Annotated in this window: 25 protein-coding genes; 9 read left to right on the top strand and 16 right to left on the bottom strand. The window is 61.2% G+C overall.

Annotated elements, in window-relative coordinates; genetic code table 11:
* Window positions 1-258: 258 nt before the first annotated feature.
* The 3 genes from ACZZ0Q_RS10290 to ACZZ0Q_RS10280 are packed head-to-tail and all read right to left on the bottom strand — an operon-like array spanning window position 259 to window position 2,537.
* On the bottom strand, window positions 259-1,518 hold the full coding sequence (locus ACZZ0Q_RS10290) for an MFS transporter (RefSeq protein ID WP_463539088.1): 1,260 nt from the start codon (window positions 1,516-1,518) through the stop codon (window positions 259-261).
* Between the two features lie 54 nt (window positions 1,519-1,572).
* Window positions 1,573-2,034 carry a PaaI family thioesterase gene (locus tag ACZZ0Q_RS10285; protein WP_463539089.1) on the bottom strand — a complete coding sequence of 154 codons (462 nt, stop codon included), beginning with the start codon at window positions 2,032-2,034 and terminating at the stop codon, window positions 1,573-1,575.
* A complete protein-coding gene (locus ACZZ0Q_RS10280) occupies window positions 2,031-2,537 on the bottom strand; it encodes a PaaI family thioesterase (RefSeq protein ID WP_122453830.1) in 507 nt (168 codons plus the stop codon). Before ACZZ0Q_RS10280 ends, ACZZ0Q_RS10285 begins: the two co-directional genes overlap by 4 nt.
* A gap of 165 nt (window positions 2,538-2,702) precedes the next feature.
* On the opposite strand from ACZZ0Q_RS10280, the gene ACZZ0Q_RS10275 reads away from it, so the two are divergent.
* The gene (locus ACZZ0Q_RS10275) at window positions 2,703-2,903 is read left to right on the top strand and encodes a hypothetical protein (protein WP_463539090.1); all 201 of its coding nucleotides are present in this window, start codon (window positions 2,703-2,705) and stop codon (window positions 2,901-2,903) included.
* Between the two features lie 255 nt (window positions 2,904-3,158).
* Complete coding sequence (locus ACZZ0Q_RS10270; RefSeq protein WP_463539091.1) at window positions 3,159-3,782, top strand: hypothetical protein; 624 nt, start codon at window positions 3,159-3,161, stop codon at window positions 3,780-3,782.
* Window positions 3,783-3,933: 151 nt separating this feature from the next.
* On the opposite strand, the gene ACZZ0Q_RS10265 is transcribed toward ACZZ0Q_RS10270, so the two are convergent.
* The 6 genes from ACZZ0Q_RS10265 to ACZZ0Q_RS10240 all read right to left on the bottom strand — a co-directional run bounded on the left by ACZZ0Q_RS10265 (window position 3,934) and on the right by ACZZ0Q_RS10240 (window position 8,740).
* A complete protein-coding gene (locus tag ACZZ0Q_RS10265) occupies window positions 3,934-4,128 on the bottom strand; it encodes a DUF1289 domain-containing protein (protein ID WP_463539092.1) in 195 nt (64 codons plus the stop codon).
* Between the two features lie 11 nt (window positions 4,129-4,139).
* Window positions 4,140-5,099, bottom strand: a complete 960-nt coding sequence (gene scpB / locus ACZZ0Q_RS10260; RefSeq protein WP_463539093.1) for an SMC-Scp complex subunit ScpB — start codon at window positions 5,097-5,099, stop codon at window positions 4,140-4,142.
* Between the two features lie 13 nt (window positions 5,100-5,112).
* A complete protein-coding gene (locus ACZZ0Q_RS10255; RefSeq protein ID WP_163016684.1) occupies window positions 5,113-5,811 on the bottom strand; it encodes a segregation and condensation protein A in 699 nt (232 codons plus the stop codon).
* 157 nt (window positions 5,812-5,968) lie between these two features.
* Window positions 5,969-7,198 carry a tryptophan--tRNA ligase gene (locus ACZZ0Q_RS10250; RefSeq protein ID WP_463539094.1) on the bottom strand — a complete coding sequence of 410 codons (1,230 nt, stop codon included), beginning with the start codon at window positions 7,196-7,198 and terminating at the stop codon, window positions 5,969-5,971.
* Window positions 7,199-7,218: 20 nt separating this feature from the next.
* Entirely contained in the window at window positions 7,219-7,848 is a 630-nt protein-coding gene (locus tag ACZZ0Q_RS10245) for an L-threonylcarbamoyladenylate synthase (protein WP_463539095.1), read from the bottom strand.
* A 28-nt stretch (window positions 7,849-7,876) separates the two neighbouring features.
* Window positions 7,877-8,740, bottom strand: coding sequence for a PHP domain-containing protein (locus tag ACZZ0Q_RS10240; RefSeq protein ID WP_463539096.1), 864 nt, complete (start codon window positions 8,738-8,740; stop codon window positions 7,877-7,879).
* Window positions 8,741-8,904: 164 nt separating this feature from the next.
* Between ACZZ0Q_RS10240 and ACZZ0Q_RS10235 the strand changes: the two genes are divergently transcribed.
* The 6 genes from ACZZ0Q_RS10235 (at window position 8,905) to ACZZ0Q_RS10210 (ending at window position 13,398) form a co-directional block, all read left to right on the top strand.
* Window positions 8,905-9,507, top strand: a complete 603-nt coding sequence (locus ACZZ0Q_RS10235; protein WP_463539097.1) for a septation protein A — start codon at window positions 8,905-8,907, stop codon at window positions 9,505-9,507.
* A 1-nt stretch (window position 9,508) separates the two neighbouring features.
* Window positions 9,509-9,808: a YciI family protein gene (locus tag ACZZ0Q_RS10230; RefSeq protein ID WP_122453642.1), complete on the top strand. Its 300-nt coding sequence runs from the start codon at window positions 9,509-9,511 to the stop codon at window positions 9,806-9,808.
* Between the two features lie 42 nt (window positions 9,809-9,850).
* Window positions 9,851-10,264 carry a hypothetical protein gene (locus ACZZ0Q_RS10225; protein ID WP_463539098.1) on the top strand — a complete coding sequence of 138 codons (414 nt, stop codon included), beginning with the start codon at window positions 9,851-9,853 and terminating at the stop codon, window positions 10,262-10,264.
* Between the two features lie 28 nt (window positions 10,265-10,292).
* Window positions 10,293-10,970, top strand: coding sequence for a response regulator transcription factor (locus ACZZ0Q_RS10220; protein WP_122453640.1), 678 nt, complete (start codon window positions 10,293-10,295; stop codon window positions 10,968-10,970).
* A gap of 219 nt (window positions 10,971-11,189) precedes the next feature.
* Window positions 11,190-11,627, top strand: coding sequence for a Spy/CpxP family protein refolding chaperone (locus ACZZ0Q_RS10215; protein WP_463539099.1), 438 nt, complete (start codon window positions 11,190-11,192; stop codon window positions 11,625-11,627).
* Between the two features lie 427 nt (window positions 11,628-12,054).
* The gene (locus ACZZ0Q_RS10210; protein WP_463539100.1) at window positions 12,055-13,398 is read left to right on the top strand and encodes a sensor histidine kinase; all 1,344 of its coding nucleotides are present in this window, start codon (window positions 12,055-12,057) and stop codon (window positions 13,396-13,398) included.
* Window positions 13,399-13,481: 83 nt separating this feature from the next.
* Here ACZZ0Q_RS10210 and ACZZ0Q_RS10205 read toward each other — a convergent pair whose 3' ends face one another.
* The 3 genes from ACZZ0Q_RS10205 to zwf are packed head-to-tail and all read right to left on the bottom strand — an operon-like array spanning window position 13,482 to window position 16,327.
* Window positions 13,482-14,153 carry a bifunctional 4-hydroxy-2-oxoglutarate aldolase/2-dehydro-3-deoxy-phosphogluconate aldolase gene (locus tag ACZZ0Q_RS10205; RefSeq protein ID WP_463539101.1) on the bottom strand — a complete coding sequence of 224 codons (672 nt, stop codon included), beginning with the start codon at window positions 14,151-14,153 and terminating at the stop codon, window positions 13,482-13,484.
* Between the two features lies 1 nt (window position 14,154).
* A complete protein-coding gene (gene pgl, locus ACZZ0Q_RS10200) occupies window positions 14,155-14,871 on the bottom strand; it encodes a 6-phosphogluconolactonase (RefSeq protein ID WP_463539102.1) in 717 nt (238 codons plus the stop codon).
* Window positions 14,858-16,327, bottom strand: coding sequence for a glucose-6-phosphate dehydrogenase (gene zwf / locus ACZZ0Q_RS10195; RefSeq protein ID WP_463539103.1), 1,470 nt, complete (start codon window positions 16,325-16,327; stop codon window positions 14,858-14,860). The genes pgl and zwf overlap by 14 nt, the downstream gene beginning before the upstream one ends.
* Before the next feature lie 209 nt (window positions 16,328-16,536).
* Here zwf and ACZZ0Q_RS10190 point away from each other — a divergent pair, with 209 nt between their 5' ends.
* Window positions 16,537-17,397 (top strand): MurR/RpiR family transcriptional regulator, encoded by an 861-nt coding sequence (locus tag ACZZ0Q_RS10190; protein WP_271194876.1) that lies wholly within the window; start codon window positions 16,537-16,539, stop codon window positions 17,395-17,397.
* A gap of 97 nt (window positions 17,398-17,494) precedes the next feature.
* Here the strand turns inward: ACZZ0Q_RS10190 and ACZZ0Q_RS10185 are convergent, their stop codons facing one another.
* The 4 genes from ACZZ0Q_RS10185 to ACZZ0Q_RS10170 all read right to left on the bottom strand — a co-directional run bounded on the left by ACZZ0Q_RS10185 (window position 17,495) and on the right by ACZZ0Q_RS10170 (window position 21,840).
* Window positions 17,495-18,343, bottom strand: coding sequence for a D-hexose-6-phosphate mutarotase (locus ACZZ0Q_RS10185; RefSeq protein ID WP_463542196.1), 849 nt, complete (start codon window positions 18,341-18,343; stop codon window positions 17,495-17,497).
* 85 nt (window positions 18,344-18,428) lie between these two features.
* Entirely contained in the window at window positions 18,429-19,649 is a 1,221-nt protein-coding gene (locus tag ACZZ0Q_RS10180) for a carbohydrate porin (protein ID WP_463561011.1), read from the bottom strand.
* Between the two features lie 178 nt (window positions 19,650-19,827).
* Window positions 19,828-20,991, bottom strand: a complete 1,164-nt coding sequence (locus ACZZ0Q_RS10175; RefSeq protein ID WP_463382901.1) for an ABC transporter ATP-binding protein — start codon at window positions 20,989-20,991, stop codon at window positions 19,828-19,830.
* A gap of 3 nt (window positions 20,992-20,994) precedes the next feature.
* Complete coding sequence (locus tag ACZZ0Q_RS10170) at window positions 20,995-21,840, bottom strand: carbohydrate ABC transporter permease (RefSeq protein ID WP_463542197.1); 846 nt, start codon at window positions 21,838-21,840, stop codon at window positions 20,995-20,997.
* Between the last annotated feature and the right edge of the window lie 7 nt (window positions 21,841-21,847).

The following is a 21,847-nucleotide window of genomic DNA, read 5'->3' as shown; positions in this document are numbered from 1 at the left end:
GTTGGAGGCGGTGTTGGGGCTATCGCGGCTAAAGCCGCTCCTACAGGTTTCCGAACTCGCCACGATTGACGGAGTGTTGGAAAGCCGTGGCTGGAGGTTTCGCCTTACCTGTAGGAGCGGCTTTAGCCGCGATGGTTTTGGGCTGGGTGTATGACTTTAGACTCTGGATCCCCGCGTTCGCGAGGATGACGGTGGTTGTGGGGAGGACACCGTCATTACCGCGAAAATGGCTGCCCGAAGATGGCGCAATCGCCCTCCCTACGGCTCCAACAACTCAATCGACGTAATCTGCGCCGGCACCACCGAAAAGCTGGCGCCGCCCTGCCCCTTCAAGTTGCGTTGCACCACAATTTGCCCGTCGGTATCGATGCCATTAAACCTCCCCTCCACCATGCTGCCGCGCTCGGTGAGGATGCGCATTTGCAGGTTCTGGTAGCGGCTCGGGTTGCTCTGCAAGCGCTCCAGACTGAACCGCACGCGCCGATCCAACGAGCTGGCAGGCGCAGCAACAGCGCCGGCCACGGCGGGTTTTTCGACAGGTTCAGCGGCGTTGGTTTTGGGCTTTTCTTCCAGCTGATAACGGTCACCCACCACCAGCCAGCCGAGGGTCGGGCTCTTGCGCAGGGCGATGGGCAATTGCTGCGCCTGCCCATCAATGCGCGCATCCACTTCCAGGCTCATGGTCGAAGCCGGGAAATTCACCACGGGCAGAATGCCCAACTCAACGCGCTGGGTGCTGTAACGGCGTTTCAGATAATCGCTGATCACGTATTCCAGCGTTTCGCGCGAGTCGTAGCGGATGTCGACCTTGTTGTTCGCATAGCGCAGGTGGTCGGTAAACAGCTCTACCGTGCCGCTCAAGGTGGTTTTGAATTGCGGCGGCAACACCAAGTGGAAGTCGCCGGCCAGCTTGTTCGGCCCTTGCGGTTCCAGCTTCAGATGCAGTGTGTAGGAATGGTTCAAGCGCCGCGCTTCAGGCAGTTCCTGTTCCGGCAGCAGCCAGCTCAATTGCACTTCGGGAAGATTGCCGCTGTCTTGCGGCAACACGTCGACGCGCACCGGGCTGTTGCCGGCTTTGGCCAGCTCGGGCAGGCGAATGGTCACTTCGCGGCGGGCGAAAATGTCTTCGCCTTCGCGCAAGGTCAGCACGCCGTCGATCAACTCGCCCTGCTGCGGTGCGAACGGTTGGCCGTTGAGGCTGCCGCGCAGGTGAATCGCCAACTCCGCCGGCGCCTGCACCGGAGTTCGGGCCCAGTCCAGGCTGAGAATTGCCTGCAAGCGTTGCGTATCGTGATTGGCGAGCAGCGTGAGCCCCACGATCAACGGAATAAAGCCCAGCCCGCTGAGCATCACCGCCTTGCGCGCCACGCGCCAATGGCGCAGCACGAAGGCCAGCGTCAGCGGCGGCAACAGGCTACCCAAGCCCCACAGCAAACTGACGTCGAACGCCAGAATCACCAACCACACCAAACCGACCAGAATCAGCAGCAACCCGCCGAGGATCAGCAACGCATCCATCTACACATCCTTATCCAGTTGGCCCGCACGCAATCAGCTTCAGTAACGGCGCGGTTATGGCTCATCCACTTTGAAGTGCGCGCGCGCCGTGGCAATCGGTTCGCTGCGCGTGGTTTGCCAGGCGGTAATCGCCACGTTCGCCACGCGCCGGCCCTGGCGCCACACCTGGCACGAGGCGAAGGTGTCACGATAGTGACCGGCGCGTAGGTAATCTATCGAGAAGTCGATGATTTTCGGAAAGTGTGGCGTGCCCATGAACATCAGCAAATGCAGCATGGCGCTGTGCTCCATAAAGCCTGCGATCACACCGCCGTGAATGGCCGGCAGAATCGGGTTGCCGATGCTGTCTTTGTTCGCCGGAATGCGGAACACCATGTCATCGCCCAGGCGCAGGCATTCAATGCCCAGCAGCTTGGCGTACGGCGTGAGCTCCAGCAGCTCGTCGTAGTTATTGCTCTCGTGCGCGGCCTGCACCACCTGGCTCAGGTCTAGCGGCGGCAAAGTGTTCTCGCTCATGCCTGACCTCCATCAATCGCGCCCTTCAGTTGCTCAGGCTTGAGCGCCGAGCTTTTCAATGCCGTGTCGCCCTGCGGGCCCTTGCCCATGCGCATAAAGGTGCCGACCACATTGGCGATGGGCTGCGAGGGGTCGTCTTGATAGGCGTAGCCGCGAGTGAAAATGATATTGGGCGTAACGCGATAGCACTCGGCCACGCCGAACACGTCTTTATTGGGCTCGGCGGGGCGCATGTAATCGATGCGCAGGTCCAGCGTCGGGCAGATTTCAAAGTCCGGCAGCACGCAAATGGTGGAAATGCCGCAGGTGGTGTCCATCAGCGTGGTGATGGCGCCACCGTGAATCACGCCGGTTTCCGGGTTGCCGATAATTTGGCGGCTATACGGCAAACGCAGCGTCAGGCGCTCGCTGTCGATGGCATGCACGGTCAGCCCCAACACCTGACAGTGGCGCAACGCCGAGAGAAAGCGCTGAGCGCGCTCTAGAATCAGGCTATTGCTCATGTTCAAGGCCTATCTCATTGATCCATAAGGGCCGCATCATACCTGTCCCGACTTAGGTTTGAAGCCAGGCAGCCATTTTGGTTGGAACTTCGCGCAGCAGGTCACGCTCCAAAAACGCAGCGATGAGAAAAATCGCCCCAATAAAGCGAAAAAGGACCCGAGCCCATGAAAAACCCAATTGCCTACGCCCTGCTGCTTGCCGCCACCATAACCCTGGCCGCCTGCGACAATACCCCAGAAGACAAAATGGAATCCGCCCGCGAATCGGCCCAAGACTCCGCCGAATCCGCACAAGACGCCGCCAACAAAACTGGCCAGGCCATCGAGCAAAAAGCTGAAGAAGCACACGACGAAGCCACCAAGTAATCGCTTCCCCGTGACAAAAACCGGAGCCACAAGCTCCGGTTTTTTTATGCCTGAAATTCAGCGCATCGCCGGGCCATACATAAATCGGCCCCCTCTCCCGCTCGCGGGAGAGGGCTGGGGTGAGGGCAACATTCCCCGCCCCATCCAAAAATCTAGACCCCCGCCTTCGCGGGGGTGACGCAAGGTTTACTCGAGCACACTGCCATTGCTCCAATGCTGCTACCGTTCGCCCAGCCTCTTTCAGAACTCAATCCCATGAAACGCCAACGCTCTGCGCGCCTGCTCCCCTCGCCCTCTACGCCGGCCACCCCGCCCGTGCACCCGGACATCTGGATTGCCGACGAAGGCCCGGACATCGGCGCCGCCAACGGCGCGGCGACGCTCGCGTTCATCGTTGTATTGGTGGTCACGTTGCCGGTATACGGCGTGGCCCTGCTATTGATCACCGCCGTCGAAGCGGCGAAGGGTATTCCGCTTTCGTATGCACAAAGCCTCACGGATCCGACGCTTTTGGTGCCGTTACTGGGCACGGCACTGCTGGCGGCCGGATTGCTGCGCTGGGGCGCTTCGTCGCAGAAAGTGCTGAGGCTTACGTTCGACGGCCCGCAGCAGGTGCTACACGCCACAGTGCGGCGGCCGCTGCGCAAGCCGGTTGAATGGTGTGTGCCTTTTGCAGACATCCACAGCGTCACGCCGTACGTAATGGCCAGTTACGACAGGCATGGGCATTTCCACCTGAGCTTCAAAGGCGCGAACGGCAAATGGATAACGCATCAGTTTGGCTGGCACATGCCACTTGAGGAGGTGGAGTTTCACGCGGCGTGGTTGCGCGGGTTTATTGGCGAGCGGATGCAGGACGTGTTGAATCTGGATTCGTGAAGGAAAGAGCCGGAAGCCGCTTGCGAAAATCACCTCTAGCCCTGTAGGAGAGGCTTTAGCCTCGATGCTTTTTCGGATCAAAAGCATCGCGGCTAAAGCCGCTCCCACAGAAGTCTGTAGCGGCTTTAGCCGCGATTCCTGCAAACGGTACTTAGCGTTTTTTCTTCTTTTTGACTTTCCCGCCCATGGCCTTCAAGCGCAACTGCGCTTCGGCCAGCACGTCGCGTTTTTCAGGCTTGTCCATTTTCTTCCAAGCTTTGATTTCATCCCTACTGCGCCCACAGCCAATACAAATCCGCTCTTCGAATTCGCACACACTGATGCAAGGATTCTTGGTATCGCCCATTCGGTAATCACTCAGTCTCGGGAATATTCCTGCTCTTCTCGGATGGCGCGTGCCAGCGCTTCTTCTTCGCTCTCTTCTTCAGGCTCTGGCGCCGGCGGCGTTACCACCTGCGTGGCGACTTTATGGCGCAGCACTTCCAGCGCCTCTTCCGCCGACATGGGCTCTTCGTTTTCGTCGTCTTCAGCCAGGGCCATATCGGCGCGCGCTTGCAGGCTTTCGGGTACCGGTGGGTCGTAGTCGTCGGGCAAATCGTCGAAGTCGGTTTTCAAACCTTGTTCCATCGAGTCCAGTTCGGCCAGCAGGCTGCCGAAGCTTTTCTCTTCGCTCGGCGCCGGTGCCGCGCCCTCTTCGCCTTCGCCGGCCATGTCGGCGCGGGCTTGCAGGCCTTCGGGTACAGGCAGGTCGTCGGTGTCGAAGCCGAGCATGGGTTCGGGTTCGAGTTCGCGCAGGGCAGCGAGTGGCGGCAGTTCGTCGAGGTTTTTCAGGTTGAAGTGGTCGAGGAACTGTTTGGTGGTGGCGAACATGGCAGGCTTGCCGGGTACGTCGCGGTAGCCGACGACACGAATCCATTCACGTTCGAGCAGGGTTTTGACGATTTGGCTATTCACGGCCACGCCGCGGATGTCTTCGATTTCGCCACGGGTAATGGGTTGGCGGTAGGCGACCAACGCCAGGGTTTCGAGCATGGCGCGCGAATAGCGTTGCGGGCGCTCTTCCCACAGGCGGCCGACCCACGGCGCGTAGATTTCGCGCACTTGCAGGCGGTAGCCGGTGGCCACTTCCTTGAGCTCAAAGGCGCGGCCCGAGCAGGATTTTTCCAGGAGCGTGAGGGCTTTTTTGAACACGGCAGGTTCTGGCCGTTCGGCTTCTTCGAACAGTTCGTACAGGCGCTCCAGGGACTGCGGTTTGCCGCTGGCGAGCAAAAACGCTTCGAGCAGGGAGGCCAGTTCTTTGGGTTCGTTGAGGTTCATGCTTGGCTCGGTTTCATTCGGCGCGCGCGCGTACGTGGATGGGCCCGAAGGCCTCGTTCTGTACCAGCTCGACCAGTTGTTCTTTGATCAATTCCAGCACGGCCATAAAGGTCACGACCACGCCCAGCTTGCCTTCCTCGGCCAGGAACAGGCTCACGAAGGGCACGAAGCCGGCGCCTTTGAGGCGTTCCAGCACTTCGCTCATGCGCTCGCGGGTAGACAGCGCTTCGCGGGTGACTTGGTGGCTTTCGAACATGTCGGCGCGGCGCAGCACTTCGGCCATGGACAGCAGCAATTCTTCCAGGCTGACGTCGGGCAGCAGTTTGCGTGCGCGCGCTTCGGGGGCGTCGAGGCGTGGCACGGTGAGGTCGCGACCTACGCGGGTGAGTTGGTCGATGCCTTCGGCGGCGGCTTTGTAGCGTTCGTATTCTTGCAGACGGCGGATCAGCTCGGCGCGCGGGTCGTCTTCTTCTTCCTCGGCTTCGCTGGAGCGCGGCAGCAGCATGCGCGATTTGATTTCGGCGAGCATGGCGGCCATCACCAGGTATTCGGCGGCCAGCTCCAGGCGTACGGACTGCATGAGCTCGACGTAGCCCATGTATTGCCGGGTGATTTCAGCCACGGGAATGTCCAGCACGTCGATGTTCTGTTTGCGGATCAGGTACAGCAGCAGGTCGAGCGGGCCTTCGAAGGCTTCGAGGAACACTTCCAGGGCGTCGGGCGGAATGTACAGGTCCACCGGCATTTCGGTGACCGCTTTGCCGTAGACCAGGGCGAAGGGCAGCTCTTGCTGGGCGCCGGCCTGGCTGTCGACTTCGCTGGGGGTGGTGTCCTGCATAAATTCCTTAACGCGTACTGAAGGCGGCGGGTTAACGGTAATTCAAACCCATGGCGGCGCGTACTTCTACCAGAGTTTCGCGGGCTTCGTCGCGGGCGCGCTCGGCACCTTCGGCGAGAATATTGCGCACCAGCTCGGGGCTGTCCTGGTAGTCCAGTGCGCGCAGTTGCAGCGGTTTCAGTTCGACTTTAACGGCTTCGATTACCGGGCCTTTGCAGTCGAGGCAGCCAATGCCGGCGCTGCGGCAGCCCTGTTGAGCCCAGTATTGGGTAGGCTCGTCGGAGTAAATCTCGTGCAACTGCCATACCGGGCAGCGCGTGGGTTCGCCGGGGTCGTCGCGGTGCACGCGCGCAGGATCGGTGGGCATGCGCCGCAGTTTGTCTTCGATTTCCGCCGGGGTATCGCGCAGGAAAATGGCGTTGCTGCTGGCGCCCTTGAAATGGGAGGTGGCCATTTTCCCGCCGTCCAGCCCAGTCATTCGCGGCGCCGCGCTGAGCAACGCCTGGGGTTCGGGCAGCAGCACTTTGCCGCCGCCTTCGAGGTAGCCGTACAGGCGCTCTTTGTCGCCGAAGGTGATGCTTTGCACTTCTTTGAGCAGCGCGCGGGCGGTGTCCAGGGCTTCGCTGTCGCCCTGTTCCTGGTAGGCCTTGCGCAAACTGTTGTAGAGCTTGGCGGTTTTTTTGCCGAGCCGCAGGATGGCGGCTTCGGCTTTGGCTTCAAAGCCGGGCTCGCGGCCATATAAATGGTTGAAGCGCCGCGCCACCTCGCGGGCGAATTCGACGTGGGGCAACTGGTCGGCGCCCACCGGCACCAGGCCGGCGCGGTACAGCAGAATGTCGGCGGCTTGCAGCAGCGGGTAGCCGAGGAAGCCGTAGGTGCCGAGGTCTTTGTGGTGCAGTTGGTCTTGCTGCTCTTTATAAGACGGCACGCGCTCAAGCCAGCTCAGCGGGCAAATCATCGAGAGCAATACGTGCAGTTCGGCGTGTTCGGGCACTTGCGATTGAATAAACATGTTCGCCGAGCTGGGGCTGACGCCAGCGGCCAGCCAGTCGACGGCCATGTCGTTGACGTGCTCGGCGATCTGGCCGACTTCGTCGTAGTCCGTCGTCAGCGCGTGCCAGTCGACAATGCAGAAAAAGCACTCGTACTCGTGCTGCAGCTTCACCCAGTTTTTCAATACGCCGTGGTAGTGGCCCAGGTGCAGCCGGCCGCTGGGACGCATGCCAGACAGTACGCGGCGTTGGGCATCGATCACGCTCAAGCGACAGTTTCCGTCGGCATTCAGGCATCGGCCTCGAAGGGCGTGGGGTCGCCACAGCCGACGCGTACCAGCACCACTTCGTCGTCGACCAGGCTCACCACGGTGGAAGCTTCCAGCCCGCCGAAGCCGCCGTCGATGATCAGGTCGACCTGATGTTCGAGGATCTGGCGCATTTCGTAGGGGTCGCTCATGGGCTCTTTTTCGCCCGGCAAGATCAGGCTAGTGCTCATCAGCGGCTCACCGAGTTCTTCCAGCAGCGCCTGGGCGATGGGATGGCTTGGCACGCGCAGGCCGATGGTGCGGCGCTTGGGGTGCAGCAGCATGCGTGGCACTTCGCGGGTGGCGTTAAGAATGAAGGTGTACGGCCCCGGCGTGTGGCCTTTGAGCAGGCGGAAAGCGCCGGTGTCGACCTTGGCGAACAGGCCCAACTGCGACAGGTCGCGGCAGACCAGGGTGAAGTTGTGTTTGTCGTCGAGCTGGCGCAGGCGGCGGATGCGCTCAACGGCGGTTTTGTCGCCGATGTGGCAGCCAACGGCGTACGACGAGTCGGTGGGATACACGACCACGCCGCCGGCCTTAATGATTTCGACCGCTTGCTTAATCAGCCGCGCTTGCGGGTTTTCCGGGTGCACCTGGAAAAATTGACTCACGGGAGCTCTCTTATCAAAGGCCGGCAGTTCAGCCGGCAGCAGCGTGTTGGACATGATCGAACCGCAACCACAAAGGCGCGAGGTCGTCGGGCAACGGACGGTACATGCCCAGTTCCGACCAGTCTCCCGGCGCGTGGAAGTCACTGCCGACGCTGGCCAGCAGACCAAATTCACGGGCAAGAATTGCCAGGCCGCCGATCTGCTCGGCGGGCTGCATACCGTTCACCACTTCCAGCGCCTGACCGCCAGCGGCGACGAAGTCGATCACCAGCTTACGGCGTTTGCTGCGGGTAAAGTCGTATTGCCAGGCATGGGCCAGGCTGACCCAGGCGCCGGCTTCGCGCAGGGTGCCGACGGCTTGTTCGAGCGTTGGCCAGTGCTGTTTGACGTCGCCGAGCTTGCCCGAGCCCAGCCACTTGCGGAACGCTTCGCCGCGGTCTTTGACATAGCCGGCGCGCACCAGGAAGTCTGCGAAGTGCGGGCGCGCCGGGGCGTTGCCGCTGTCGCCGAGTTCTTGCTGAATGGCGCGGGCACCGTCCAGAGCGCCGGGCATGCCTTTGAGGGCCAGGCGCCGGTCGATTTCTTCGGCGCGCAACCAGCGGCCGCTGTGCAGGTCGGAAATGGCTTGAACCAGCGCAGGAGCATCAGCGGCAAAACCGTAACCGAGCACATGAATAGTCGCGCCGCCCCAGGTGCACGACAGCTCGATGCCGTTGACCAATTGCATATTTAACTCAGTGGCGGCGGCGCGGGCTTCGTCCAGGCCTTCGAGGGTGTCGTGGTCGGTCAGGGCCAGAACCCGCACGCCGCGCTCATGGGCGCGGGCGACCACCACGGCGGGCGCGAGGGCGCCGTCGGAAGCGGTGCTATGGCAGTGCAGGTCTACGGTCATCAATCAGCTTCTCGGGTATGGGCACTGTTTGCTGTAGATCGCGCAGGCGGCAAACAGTTAGTACGAAAAAAACCGCGCGGCGGCACAAAGTCTGCGCCCCTGCGCCTAGCTCTACGGTTTGGGTTTGTTATTATGCCGGCACATCCAGCTTCTGGCTTGCCACTGTGAAACAATTCCTCGACTTCATCCCGCTCATCCTGTTTTTCGTTGTTTTCAAGCTTGAACCCCGCGCCATCGACCTCTTCGGTCATACCTACATGCTAGGCGGTATTTTCAGTGCCACCGCCGTGTTGATCGCCAGTTCCGTGGTGGTTTACGGCATTTTCTTTATCGTTCAACGCCGCCTTGAGAAAAGCCAATGGCTGACGCTGATTGCTTGCCTGGTATTCGGCAGCCTGACGCTGGCCTTTCACAGCGAAACCTTTCTGAAATGGAAAGCGCCGGTGGTGAGCTGGCTGTTCGCGCTGGCATTCCTGGGCAGCCATTTCATCGGTGACAAGCCGCTGATTCAACGCATGATGGGCCACGCCGTGAGCCTGCCGGAGCCGATTTGGGTGCGCCTGAACATCGCCTGGATCGTGTTTTTTATCGTCAGCGGCTCGGCTAACCTGTTTGTCGCCTTTACCTTCCCGAGCATTTGGGTGGACTTCAAAGTATTCGGCAGCCTGGCCATGACCGTGCTGTTCCTGATCGGCCAGGGCATTTTCCTGGCCCGCCATATCCACGATGGCGACGCTGACGCCGCCGCTCCCAAGACTAAGGACTGACATGCTCTACGCGATCATCTCCACCGACGTAGCCAACTCCCTGGAAAAACGCCTGGCCGCCCGCCCCGCTCACCTGGCGCGCCTGGAACAACTGAAAACCGAAGGCCGCCTGGTACTGGCCGGCCCGCACCCGGCGGTAGACAGCACCGACCCCGGCGCCGCCGGTTTCAGCGGTAGTTTGGTGGTGGCCGAGTTCGAGTCGCTGATCGCCGCGCAAAGCTGGGCCGACGCCGACCCGTACAGCGCCGCTGGCGTGTACGCCAACGTAATCGTCAAACCCTTCAAGCTGGTATTGCCCTAACCCCCAGGCAACCGTTGCCCTCAACGTTACTAAGGAAAGTCGATGCGCCAAGGCCCTGTGTTCCTGTTGTTCGCTGCATCGTTGTTGATTGCCAACGCCAACGCCGAAGAAGCCGCACCCGCCCAGGCGCCGGCGGTTAATGAACAGGTGCAGTTACAGGGCCAGGTCGACAGCCTTGAGCAACGTCTGGCCGAAAGCGAACGGTTGCGCAGCGAGATGACCACTGAAATGCAAGGCAGCGCCGAGTCGCGGGAAAGCGCGCTGGTCAGCCGCCTGCGCCAGGAAAACCAGCGCCTGAAATTGCAGCTCAAGCAAGCCCAGGCCAGTCAGCAAGCACCGCTATTCAGCGAAGAACAAACCTGGTTTGCCGTGGGCGCGGCGGTCACGCTGGTGGCCTTGTTGTGCGGCGCCTTGTTGCGTGGCGGACGTAAAACCCGTCGCGAATGGACCAACTGAACCGCCTGATCCGAGTTAAACGCCGCCTATGTCAACTCTCCTACTGATCGACGATGACGTGGAACTGTGCGAGCTGCTGAGCAGCTGGCTGGGCCAGGAAGGCTTTCAAGTACGCGCTTGCCACGACGGTCGCAGCGCGCGCTCGGCATTAATGACCGAGTCGCCCGCCGCCGTGGTGCTCGACGTGATGCTGCCTGACGGCAGCGGTTTGGAATTGCTCAAGCAACTGCGCAGCGAACACCCGGATTTGCCCGTGGTGATGCTCTCGGCCCGAGGCGAACCGCTGGACCGCATTCTTGGTCTGGAATTGGGCGCTGACGATTACCTGGCCAAACCCTGCGACCCCCGCGAACTCACTGCCCGCCTGCGCGCCGTCATGCGCCGCAGCGTGCCGGTGGCCACGCCCAGCCAGCTGGAACTGGGCGACTTGGTATTCAGCCCGGTGCGCGGTTCGGTGACGATTGCCGGGCATGACGTGGTGCTCACCGTGTCCGAAAGCCGCCTGCTCGAAGCCCTGCTGCGCCAGCCTGGCGAGCCGGTCGACAAACAGGAACTCGCGCAGTTGGCCCTGGGCCGCAAGCTCACCCTGTACGACCGCAGCCTGGACATGCACGTGAGCAATCTGCGCAAGAAAATCGGCCCCCACACCGACGGCCGCCCGCGCATTCTGGCGCTGCGCAGTCGCGGGTATTACTACAGCGCGTGAGCTGTTGCGCCCGGTGTGGGGGTGGGTTCGGCCGCGATGCTGTCTGAACCTGAAAAGCATCGCGACTGAAGTCGCTCCTACAGTTGCCAGGTTGTATGTAAGTAACCTGAGCCATCGCCTTTACCTAAGCTTTACCCACCCCTGACCGCGCCTGACCTTGCGCTCCCTAGACTGGGCACATCCGGCAAATACGCCGGTTTGCAGACAAGGAGATACCTCATGCGCAAGACCCTCATCGCCGCTCTGTTCGCCGCTGCCCTGCCGACAATGGCCATGGCCATGCCGTCACCGGGCGAAGAAGGCCCACGCCACATGATGGACGGCGGCCCACGCGGCGAACACCGCGGCCCGGGCATGTTCCGTGACCTGGACTTGAGCAAAGAACAACGCAAAGCCATTGGCGACATCATGGGCGAGCAAATGCACAGCCGTGACGAAGTGACCAAGCGTTACCTCGACAAGCTGTCCGATGCCGACAAGAAAGCCATGCACGACGAAATCAAAGCCAAGCGTGAGGCCACCAACGGCAAGATTCGCGCACTGCTTAATCCTGAACAGCAGAAGGCGTTTGATGAAAAGCAAAAGAAAATGGAAGCTCGCCGGGCGGAATGGCAGGAGTTTCAGGCTTGGAAGGCTAAGCAGGGGAAGGTGCAGTAAGGGATGGTTTGAGTTCGGGGGCGGGTTGATGGTTAGTTGAGTCGTTTCCGGATTTGCGGATGGTTTGAGACTCTGGATCCCGAATCGTCGGACCGCCGCCTGCGCGGGGATGACGTGGACGCGACAACAACCTCCGTCATCCTCGCGAACGCGGGGATCCAGAGTTTCGGATTTGACGCAGTTCTGCGCACGGCTCGAAAGCCTGGATCCCGAATCGTCGGACCGCCGCCTGCGCGAGGATGACGGATGGTGTGGCAGAAGCCGCCGCCATATCTAAGCACGCAGCGGTCCGACGATTCGGTAACCAGAATTTTGAACGTGGTACAGGCTTCAAACCGTCAACCATCTGCCCCTAACATTAACCGCCCACACCCCAACCCAACCGAGCCCTCCTCGGCTGGGTTTTATCCGTTAAACAGGAGTCCACGTGCGCTCACTCTTTTGGCGAATCTTCGCCAGTTTCTGGCTAGCCATCGTGCTGGTAGCCGGCCTGTCGATGCTGCTGGGTCGGGTGTTGAATCAGGACGCCTGGATTCTCAGCCAGCACCCCGCGCTGCAAGGCGTGCCGGAAGACTGGGTGCGGATTTATGAGAGTGAGGGCCAGCAGGCGGCGCAGGATTACCTAGAGCAGCGCAAGCGCGATTTTCATATCGACACCCAAGTGCTCGACGACAACGGCAACGTGCTGATTCAAGGCACTTTCCCGCGCCGCGCCGCCGCTTTTGAGAAGCGCCAACACGACGACCCGCGCCGCCTGCCGTGGCGGCGGATAACCACCGACTACACCAGCCCCAGCGGCGAAACATATCTATTCATCTACCGCATCCCGCACCCGGAACTGGACAATTGGCACCGCGGCAGCCTGCTCTGGCCGTTGAGTGCCTTGTTCATCGCGTTGGTGGTGCTGACCGCGTTGAGCCTGCTGTTGACGCTGTCGATCACCCGGCCGCTGGGCCAACTGCGCGGTGCGGTGCATGACCTCGGTCAGGCGGCGTATCAGCAACACACGCTGGCGCGGTTGGCGAATCGGCGTGATGAGTTCGGTGTGCTGGCCGGCGACTTCAATCGCATGGGCGAGCGCCTGCAAGATTTGATCAGCAGCCAGCGTCAGTTGCTGCGCGATGTGTCCCATGAGCTGCGCTCGCCCCTGGCGCGTTTGCGCATTGCCTTGGCGCTGGCCGAACGCGCCGGGCCGGAGGAACGGGCGAAGCTGTGGCCGCGCCTGGAGCGCGAGTGTGATCGGCTGGAAGCGTTGATCAGCGAAATTCTGGCGCTGGCGCGCATGGACGCCAACCTCGGTGCTGCGCAGCCAGTGGACGTCGCCGCGCTGCTGAAAAATCGCCAGGAAGAAGCACAGCTCAACGAGGCCGAGCAAACGGTGACGGTTGAGGTTGAACCGGGCCTGGCCCTGGCCGGCTGGCCAGACATGCTCGAACGCGCACTGGATAATCTGCTGCGCAACGCCCTGCGTTTTAATCCGACCGGGCACGCCATTGAGCTACGAGCCGAGCGCGAGGGTGAGCTGGTACGGTTGAGCGTGCGTGACCACGGACCGGGCGTGCTGCCGGAACATGTGGCACGGCTGGGGGAACCGTTTTTCCGCGCGCCGGAGCAAAGTGCACCGGGGCATGGTTTGGGTTTGGCGATTGCCCGTCGTGCGGCGGAACGGCATGGCGGCACGCTGGAGTTGGCCAATCATGCCGAGGGTGGGTTTGTGGCGAGCTTGGTGTTGCCAGTGGTCCATTCGGTGGGGCAAAAGCATCGCGGCTAAAGCCGCTCCCACAGGAACTCTAAAACCTGTGGGAGCGGCTGGGCGGCACTCCGCTTTAGCCGCGATGAAGCAAACCCAATTCTTCAGCCTTCCAACAACGCCAACGCATCCTTACTCACCTGCGTCACCCGCGCCCAATCGCCCGCTCTGGTCCACGCGCTGTCGAGCATCCAGCTGCCACCGACGCACATCACGTTCGGCACAGCCATATAAGCCAACAGGTTGTCGGGCTTCACGCCGCCGGTGGGGCAAAACCGCACTTGGTTAAACGGCCCGCCCAAGGCTTTCAAGGCCGGAATACCGCCGCAGGCTTCGGCTGGGAATAGCTTGAAGCGCCGATAGCCCATGGCATAACCCAGCATCAAATCCGACGCCCCGCCCGCCCCCGGCAGGAACGGCACCGGGCTGTCGACGGCAAAGCGCAGCAGCTCGGCGGTGCAGCCAGGGCTGACGATAAATTGTGCGCCCGCCTCCTCCGCCGCCTTGAACATCTGCGTGTCGAGAATGGTGCCAGCGCCGATGCACAGGTCCGGGCGTTCCTTGCGCAGCAGGCGAATGGCGGTGAGGCCGTGTTCCGAGCGCAGGGTGATTTCCAGGGTGCGCAACCCGCCTTCGGCCAGCGCGTCGGCCATGGGCAAAATCTGCGCTTCGTTGTCGATGGTCACCACGGGAAGGATGCGCGCCTGACGGCAGATCGCATCAATTTGCGTGGTTTTTTCATCCATGCTCGGGGTCACGCTGTTGAGAAGTGTCATGTCAGGGGCACCAGTAAATGGACAGCGGCGAGCGCAGGAAGGCACGGATTGGCATGGCGTGAACGTCATCGCCCGCCAATGCGGTTTGCAAGGTGTCCAGCTTGGCCGGGCCTTGCAGGGCAAGAAATATCGAGCGCGCCGAACGCAGTATCGGCAGCGTCAGGGTGATGCGTTGATGCGGCACGGTCGGCGCCAGCATCGGCAGGCAGCGCTGCGGGCAATCGGCGCTGAGGGCCGAGGCCAGCAATGGGCTGTTGGGAAATAGCGAGGCGGTGTGGCCGTCGTCGCCCATGCCCAACACCAGTACGTCAATCGGTTGCGGCAGTTCGCTGAGCGCGAGTTCGGCGCCGGCCACCGAAGCGTCGAGCGACGCCGGGCTGCGGTACAAGCCGATGAAATGTGCACGCGCCGCATCGCCGCGCAGCAAGTGGCGTTTTACCAACGCTTCGTTGCTGTCGCTGTGTTCGGTGGGCACCCAGCGCTCGTCAGCAAGGCTGACGACAACGCGTGCCCAGTCCAGCTTTTGCGTGCTCAGCGCGTCGAGAAACGCCGCCGGACTGCGCCCGCCGGACACCACCAAACTGACGAAATCGCGTTCACGCAACGCCGTACTCAGGGACTCGGCCACTGCGTAGGCCAGGTCGTGTGCGTGCTGACTGGCCGATGCCTGGCTAAACGCGTGCACACCAGCGGGAAATTTCATTTCAGAGATCGCCATACCAGGACCTCCCATCACGGGTAATCAGCGCCATGGCCGCCATGGGTCCCCAGGACCCGGCCGCATATGGCTTGGGTGGGTCGCCGAGCTGTTTCCAGCCGGCGATTAACTGGTCGCACCACAGCCAAGCGTGTTCGACCTCGTCTTTGCGCACGAACAGGTACTGGTTGCCCTGGGTCACTTCCAGCAACAGCCGTTCGTAGGCATCGGGAATACGTGCTGCCTTGTAGGTTTCGGAGAAGTTGAGCTGCAACGGGCCGCTGCGCAGTTGCATGCCTTTATCGAGGCCCTGATCTTTGGTCATCACTTGCAGGGAAATGCCTTCGTCCGGTTGCAGACGGATGATCAGGCGGTTGCTCACCAGCGGCCGCTGTTCCGGGGCGAAGATGTAGTGCGACGACTCTTTGAAATGGATAACGATCTGCGACAGTTTCTGCGGCATGCGCTTGCCGGTGCGCAGGTAGAACGGCACACCAGACCAGCGCCAGTTGCGAATTTCCGCGCGCACCGCCACGTAGGTTTCGGTGTCGCTCTGCAGGTTGGCGTTATCTTCTTCGAGGTAGCCCGGCACCGGCTTGCCGGCGCTGCTGCCGGCCACGTATTGGCCGCGTACCACTTGGCGGCTGAGGTGTTCCGGGGTGATCGGCGCCAGCGCTTTGAGCACTTTTACCTTCTCATCGCGGATGCTGTCGGCCGACAGGTCGCTGGGCGGGTCCATGGCGATCAGGCAGAGCAGTTGCAGCAGGTGGTTCTGAATCATGTCGCGCAGTTGCCCGGCCTGATCGAAGTAACCCCAGCGCCCTTCAATGCCCACCACTTCGGCCACGGTGATTTCCACGTGGGAAATGTGGTGCTGGTTCCACTGGGTTTCGAACAGGCTGTTGGCAAAACGCAGGGCAATGAGGTTTTGCACCGTCTCTTTGCCCAGGTAATGGTCGATGCGGTAGATCTGGCTTTCCGGGAAATGCGCGGCGACGGCATCGTTGATGGCGCGCGACGACTCCAGGTTGTGGCCGATGGGCTTTTCCAGCACCACGCGGGTTTTCTCGGCCAGACCGCAAGCGGCGAGGTTGGCGCAGATCGCGCCGTACACGAACGCCGGCGTGGCGAAATAGGCGATCAGCGTGTCGGCATCGCCCACTTCGTTCACCAGCGAGGCGTAGTCCTCCGGCTGGGCGAATTCCATGGTGATGTAACGCAGGCGCTGGCGGAAACGCTCGAGCACTTCGCCGTCCAGGTCCATGACCGGGATGTAGCGGTGCATCCAGTCATCGATAAACGCCAGGTGGGTAGCGGGTTCGCCTTGGTCCCGAGCCAGACAGATGATGCGCGTGTCGGCGTGCAGCAAACCGGCGCGATCGAGCTGATACAGGGCGGGAAAGAGTTTGCGCAACGCCAGGTCGCCCAGAGCGCCGAACAGGATAAGGGTGCAGGGTTTTGCAGTGATCACGGGCATGATATTTGTTCTTTTATCAAGTATTGGAAGAAATACCGCGTTAACCGGCTGAAATCAAGCTTAAATGTTGTAAACAAAACAACATTTTGCCCATCTCACTGTCGACAGTGGCCGTTTGCAGGGCCTCACAGTTAGGATAGGCCGCCCTGCCCACGCCTCAAGCGTAGCGGCTGCATTTGGCTGATCACCGAGGACACTAGATGGAACGCGTGCGTAACCTGTTGGAGCAGATCCAAAGCCGACTGGCCGAGCTGAACAAAGCCGAACGTAAAGTGGCGGAAGCCATTCTGCGCAGTCCGCAACAGGCCACCCGTTTCAGCATCGCCACCCTGGCCCAGGAAGCCCAGGTGAGCGAGCCGACGGTGAATCGCTTCTGCCGCTCGTTTGGCGTCAGCGGTTACCCCGAGTTGAAAATGCAGTTGGCGCAAAGCCTGGCCAGCGGCGCGGCATATGTGAGCCGCGCGGTGGAAGCCGACGATGTGCCCGAAGCCTATACCCAGAAGATTTTCGGCAGTGCCATCGCCTCGCTCGACAGCGCTTGCCGCCAGCTCGACCCGCAGAAAATCAGCCGCGCCGTGGACCTGCTCATTCAGGCCCGGCAAATCAATTTCTTCGGCCTCGGCGCCTCCGCCTCCGTAGCGCTGGATGCGCAACACAAATTCTTCCGCTTCAACCTCGCGGTAACCGCCCATGCCGACGTGCTGATGCAACGCATGCTCGCCTCGGTGGCCCATACCGGCGATTTGTTCGTGATCATTTCCTACACCGGCCGCACCCGCGAGCTGGTGGAAGTGGCGCGGGTTGCTCGTGAAAACGGCGCCTCGGTGTTGAGCCTGACCGCCGCCAATTCGCCGCTGGCCAAAACCAGCACGCTCAGCCTGGACATTCCACTGCCCGAAGACACCGACATTTACATGCCAATGACCTCGCGCATCATCCAGCTCACCGTGCTCGACGTGCTCGCCACCGGCGTAACCCTGCGCCGAGGCGTGGATTTCCAGCCGCATTTGCGCAAGATCAAAGAGAGTTTGAATGCCAGCCGGTATCCGAATGAGGATGATCCGGGGTAGTTCATTTATAGATCGGCGTTGCGCCAATCGCGGCTGAAGCCGCTCCTACAGGTCGTGCAATGTGTGGGAGCGGCTTTAGCCGCGATGCTTTTGAAGTTCACACCGCCCGAACATGCAACCGCAACTCCGCCTCGTCCCCCGGCCCAATCGTCACGCTGTCTTCCCGACAACTCGCCGCCTGCACCGAGACAAACCCCAGCGCTTCATGCCAGCCGACATCGGCGAGCGGCCGCGCGCCCGGGTGCCAGACCACGGTGTTGGCGCCGCCGCTGGTGTCGATCTGCAACCGGCGCCGCCACAGCTGATCATCCAGGTCGATTCGCCCTGCCCGCCGGTACACGCGGTGACAGCCATTGTCCAAACGCAGCGGGCTGTTTTGCTGGAAGTCGTCGCGCAATAACAGGTCGTAGCCGTGCGCGCGCTCCAGCCCGCGCAGCGCCACCTGGGCCATGTCGCCCACGCGCCAATAGCCGTGCAAGGCATGGCTGAGCTGGCACGGTTCGCTGTCTTGATGCTGTGTGACCAGGCGCAATGTCAGCTCGGCGCCCAGTTCGGCAAACAGTTCCACTTGCCACTCGCACAAGTCCAACCGCCAATGCAGGCGCACGCCAGTGGCGTCGGCTTCGTGGCTGATTAACTCCCAATCGCTAAGCCGCGCCCAGCCATGGGACGGCCAACCGCTTTCGGTCGGGTGACGACTAAACCACGGCCAGCACACCGGCACGCCGCCGCGAATGGCGCCGTGTTTGGGCCAGCGCGCGGCGCACCACAGCCAAGGCCGTTGGCCGCGCGGTTGGAAATGCAGCAGCTGCCCGCCCTGCCGGCTGAAGACCGCCTCGCAGGTGGGATGGCTGATTAGAAAAAGGTCGCGTTCCTGATGGCGCGTCCAACTGAAAAGGGGCTTGCCGGCGTCAGCCAGCAGCGCGTGCAGAGGGTTGTCCTCTATACGCATCTGCTCGCTGGCCGCCACAAGTTCCGGGCGCGGCACGATAGGCCTGACTGTCTTTCGGCTCATCGACCGCGCTCAGGCATCACTTCCACCAGTATTCGACTTGCGCACCAAAGTTGGAGCCGTGCAGATCGGTGCCAAAGGCGCCGGTGTCAGACAGTGCCGAACCCGCTGCGACCATGCTGGCCGAGCGTTGGGCTGCTTCGTTCCAGCTTGCGTAGGTGTAGTACAAGCGGAATTCAGGACGGGTGGTGAAGCCCGGACCCATCGGCGACCAGGTCGGGGCGATGGTGAATTTGGTCAGCTTGCGCGTACCGCCAGGGGCTTCAACCTGATCGCGGCCCAGTTCGGTGACGAACTTGAAGGTGTCGGTAATTGCATACACCGGACGCACGCCAACGGAGAGCCAGTTCTGGTCCTGACCGTCTTCGCGTTTGTCTTTTTCGTACACGACTTCGAATTGGCCGCCGAAGTGCTTGGTGATCTGCCAGTCGAAGAATTCCACCGCACGCCAGTTCTTGGCGCTGCTGTCCAGGGTGGTGTCGCCGGTGTAACCCAGGCCAGTGCCCGGACCTTCACCGTATTGCAGGGCGAAGGTGTTGACGCCGCCCAGAAAGTCTTTTTGTTTGTGCTGCACGGTCACCGAGTAACCGCTGTGTTTTTCAGTGTCGTTGTTGCTGGGTTTGTCGATGTAGCTGACGCCCACTTGCACGGTGCCGTTAGGGTTGGTGTTGAAGCCGTCGACGTTGAAGTCGTGACGATTCACGTACGGCTTCTGGTCATAGTTGTCTTTGCGCGAGAACACGTAGCTGTACTTCAGGTCCCCGATTTGCACTTCGTCAAAACCGAAACCGGTGGCGCTCTGGTTCCAGTAGTAGAAGTCGGAGATATGAATGTCGTTTCGTTTGTAGAAACGACGGCCAGCCCAGAACGAACCGCCATTGAGCGCGGGCATGTTGCTCCACTCGGCGTAGATCTGGTTGGCGCGGGCAAAGCCGTAGTCGCCGGTGTATTTCGGGGTTTTGTCGTATTGGTTATAGAGCTGAGCCATGCCCTCGACGCTCAGTACCGAGCCGTCGTCCAACGAGAACAGGTCTTGGCGCAGATCAAGCTCGGTGTACTGCTCGCATTCGTTACCCAACCGGTATTTGGATTTCGCGCCTTGCAGTTGGAAGCACTGCTGGCCGGAGCTGTTTACCGAGGTGCCAATACCGTTACGGGTATACCCGCTGAACTCCAGGGCCTGGACCGACCAGGGAAACACCACCAGGGCGCACGGCAGTGCCCAGAGACTCTTCTTCATTGTGCTCATATCCACTCCACTCATTTTTATTGTTGTTGCGCTTCGGATAACGGTTGCGCGTCGGTACATATCAATGGCCCCGCCTTGCGGTGGGGGTACTGCTTAAATCGGTGTTTGTCCTATCGCGGCTAAAGCCGCTCCTACACGGCTTGCAGGAGCGGCTTTAGCCGCGATGCGCTTAGCCTTCGCGCGGGATCAAGCGCGTCACACGCCCTGCTTTCTCAGCAGGTTGCGACTTTCCCAGCAGCCCCAGGCGCTCTCCGCTCTTGGCGTCGAACAGCAGCACTTTGTCCGGGTCGAATTGCAGTTCCAGGGTGTCGCCCACGCGCGGCGCCATGTCCGGTGCCAGGCGGCAGCAGACTTTGGTTTGGTTGAGGTTGACGAACACCAGGGTGTCGGGGCCGGTCGGCTCGATCACTTCCACTTCGGACAAGATGCTCGGCAGGCTGGAGCCGGCCGCAGCCAGGCAAATCTGCTCGGGGCGAATGCCCAAAATCACTTCGCGGTTTTCCAGACCTTCGTCCTGCATGGCCAGCGGCAGCTCGCAACGCGCCTGGCCGGAATCCAGCAGCGCCAGCAGGCGACCGTCGCGACGTTGCAGGCGCAGGGGAATGAAGTTCATGGGTGGCGAACCAATAAAGCTCGCCACGAACAGGTTGGCCGGGTCGTTGTAAATCTGTTGCGGGGTGCCGAATTGCTGCACCACGCCATCTTTCATCACCGCCACTTTGTCGCCCAGGGTCATGGCTTCAATCTGGTCGTGGGTGACGTAAACAGTCGTGGTTTTCAGGCGCTGGTGCATCAGCTTGATTTCGGTGCGCATCTCAACGCGCAGCTTGGCGTCGAGGTTCGACAGCGGTTCGTCGAACAGGTAAATCTTCGGCCGCCGTGCCAGTGCCCGGCCCATGGCCACACGCTGTTGCTGGCCGCCGGAAAGCTGGCCTGGTTTGCGCGCCAGCAGGTGTTCGATTTGCAGCAGCTTGGCCACGCGGGACACTTCTTCTTCGATGGCCGCCGCGCTCATCTTGCGCATCTTCAACCCGAACGCGATGTTCTCGCGCACGTTCATGGTTGGATACAGGGCGTACGACTGAAACACCATGGCAATGTCACGGTCTTTCGGGCTCATGCCGCTGATGTCAGCGCCGTCGACGAGAATCTCGCCACCGGTGATATTTTCCAGGCCGGCGATGCAGTTCATCAGGGTCGACTTACCGCAGCCAGACGGGCCCACCAAAATCAGAAACTCGCCGGACTCGATCTTCAGTTCGATGTCTTTGAGGGTGTCCGGCAAGCCGCTGCCGTAGGTTTTCTTGACGTTTTTAAGTTCGAGAGTTGCCATGTTTCACCCCTTGACCGCGCCGGCCGTGAGTCCACGCAGGAAGTACTTGCCCGCGACGATGTAGACCAGCAGCGTTGGCAGGCCGGCGATCATCGCCGCCGCCATGTCTACGTTGTATTCCTTGGCCCCGGTGCTGGTGTTCACCAGGTTGTTGAGGGCCACCGTGATCGGTTGAGCGTCGCCACTGGCGAACACCACACCAAAGAGAAAGTCGTTCCAGATCTGAGTGAACTGCCAGATGAGGCAGACCATGATGATTGGCACCGACATGGGCAGCAGAATCCGCCCGAAGATGGTGAAGAAGCCGGCGCCGTCCAGGCGCGCAGCCTTGACCAGGGCATCGGGGATCGCCACGTAGAAGTTGCGGAAGAACAGCGTGGTAAAGGCCATGCCGTAGACCACGTGAATCAGCACCAGGCCGGTGGTGGTGTTGGCCAGGCCGAGTTTGCCGAGTGTGAACGAGGCTGGCAGCAACACGGTCTGGAACGGCAGGAAGCAGCCGAACAGCAACAGACCGAAGAACAACTGCGACCCGCGAAAGCGCCACATCGACAGCACGTAACCGTTCATGGCACCGATAAAGGTCGAGATCAGCACCGCTGGCACGGTGATTTTTACCGAGTTCCAGAAGTAACCGCCGACGATGTCCCAGGCCTTGATCCAGCCGATGCCGTCGATCATTTGCGGCCAGCTCAGCAGGTTGCCGGTGCGAATGTCGTCGGGGCTTTTGAAACTGGTCAACAGCATGACCACCAGCGGCACCAAGTACACGGCGGCAGCACCGAACAAGGTGACGTAAATCGCCAGGCGGCTGAAGCTGAACGAAGACTTACCGTACGGGCGGGCCATTGGGCTT

This window comes from Pseudomonas sp. AC070, from assembly GCF_979258635.1.
This window is presented reverse-complemented; position numbering and strand designations above follow the sequence as displayed.